1 protein-coding gene is annotated in these 2148 nt (G+C 76.0%); it reads left to right on the top strand.

Going from position 1 to position 2148, the window contains the following annotated elements:
• Positions 1-2007 (top strand): serine hydrolase domain-containing protein (locus DZG00_RS14895; RefSeq protein WP_147360043.1); only part of this gene is annotated, 2007 nt, incomplete at its 5' end.
• Positions 2008-2148 lie beyond the last annotated feature (141 nt).

The following is a 2148-nucleotide window of genomic DNA, read 5'->3' as shown; positions in this document are numbered from 1 at the left end:
CGTCGCCTCGCCGCGACCGTCGGCGCGCTCGCCCTGGCCCTCGCCATCCCGCTCGCCGCGGGCGCCGCCACCACGGCGACCCCCGCGGATCCGCCGCCCCCCGCCCCGCCGCAGCACCAGCCCGGCGGCCACGACCTCACGCAGGCCGACGTCGACACCTGGCTCGACGGCGTCCTGGGATCCGCGCTGCAGACCACCGGGATCCCCGGCGCCGCCGTCTCCGTCGTCGCCGATGGGCAGGTGCTCACCTCCCGCGGCTACGGCCTCGCCGACACCGGCACCGAGGGCTCCCCGGCCCGCCCGGTGGATCCCGACGACACGCTCTTCCGCGTCGGCTCCGTGAGCAAGGTGGTCTCCGCCACCGCCGTCATGCAGCTCGTCGAGGAGGGCCGCCTCGACCTCGACGCCGACGTGCAGCAGTACCTCGACTTCGACCTCGACACCCCGAAGGGCCCCGTCACGCTGCGGAACCTGCTCACCCACACGGCCGGGTTCGAGGAGGTCATCACGGGCCTCATCGGCGTCGCCGGCAGCGAGCGCGACCTCGGCGACGTGATGCGCACGGATCCGCCCGCCCAGGTGTTCGCGCCCGGCACCACCCCCGCGTACTCCAACTACGGCGCGAGCCTCGCCGGCTACGTCGCCGAGCGCGTGGGCGGGGAGCCGTTCGTCGACCTCCTGCAGCAGGAGGTGCTCGACCGCGCCGGGATGACCTCGTCGTCGTTCGCGCAGCCGCTGCCCGGCGACCTCGCCGACCGGCTCGCGAAGGGCTACCCCGACGACTCCCAGCCGTCCTACCCGGTCGAGGTCGTGAACGCCGCGCCCGCCGGCGCGCTCTCGGCCACGGCGTCCGACATGGCCCGCTTCATGCTCGGCCACCTCGGCGACCTGCCCGAGGACCAGGCGCTGCTGGATCCCGCCACCCTCGCGGAGATGCACCGCCCCGCCCTCGACGCCGACCAGCTCGGCACCCTCGCCGCCGGCCAGCGCATGGACCTCGGCTTCTTCGACGACAGCACGCCCGGCGTCCCGGCGTTCGGCCACGACGGCGACACGAACGTCTTCCACTCGGCGATGCGCATGTTCCCGGACAGCGACGCCGGCATCTTCGTGACCTTCAACGGCAACGGCCGCGACGCCGTCGACACCCTCGAGCTGCGCACGACCGTGCTGCAGGGCTTCGCCGACCGGTACCTCCGCGACGCGTCCGCCGATGCCGCATCCACCGCCCCCGTGGGCGACCCCGAGGCCGCGGCCGAGCTCGCCGGCACGTGGATCTCCTCCCGCTCGCCCTTCTCCAACCCCGGCGCGCTCCTCGCCCTCACCGGCCAGACCCAGGTCGTCCCGCGCGCCGACGGCACCATCGCCGTCACCCCGAAGCCGCTCGGCGTCACCACCGGCGTGTACGAGAAGGCGGGCGACGACCTGTGGCGCGAGGTCGGCGGCGACGCCGTGCTCGCGACCCGCGCCTCCGCAGACGGCGGACCGGTCGACGCGATCTCCTGGGGCGCGTCCTTCACGATGCTGCGCGCCGCGCCCTGGCAGGTCGCGTCCACGGTGATGCCCGTGCTGCTGGTGTCCGTCGCCGTGCTCCTCGTCTCCGTCGTCGTGTGGCCGGCCACCGCGATCGCCGGGATCGGCCGACGCCGGGCCGCCCGCGCGGACGCCGCCGTCGCCGCCGTGCCGCGCCCCCGCCGCAGCCGCGCCCACCTGCTGTCCCGCATCGGGCAGGCCGTGACGCTCCTGGCGCTCGTCGGCTGGTCCATCGCGGCCGTGCAGGCGATCTCCTTCGTCGACGTCCCCGCCACCACGCTCCGCACCCTGCAGGGGCTGCAGCTGCTCGGCGCCCTCGCGGTGATCCCCGCCGCGCTCGCCGCCTGGCAGGCCGTGCGCACCCGGCGCGGGGCGTGGATCGTCGTCGGCCGGATCCTCGTGGTCGTCGCGCTGGTCGCCGTCGCCGCCTTCGCGGTCGGCTTCCGGCTGCTCGCGCCGAGCGTGAGCTACTGATGCGCGACGAGGGCGGCCTCCCCGCCTGCCATGCTCGGAGCGTGACCCACCCGACGCCCGCTCCCGCCGTCGACGCGGCCGCGCTCGGCGTCGCCCGACCGCGGGGCGTGCTCGCCGACCGGATCCGCACCGGGCTCGCCC

This window comes from Clavibacter lycopersici (assembly GCF_003576405.1).
Lineage (GTDB): Bacteria > Actinomycetota > Actinomycetes > Actinomycetales > Microbacteriaceae > Clavibacter > Clavibacter lycopersici.
This window is presented reverse-complemented; position numbering and strand designations above follow the sequence as displayed.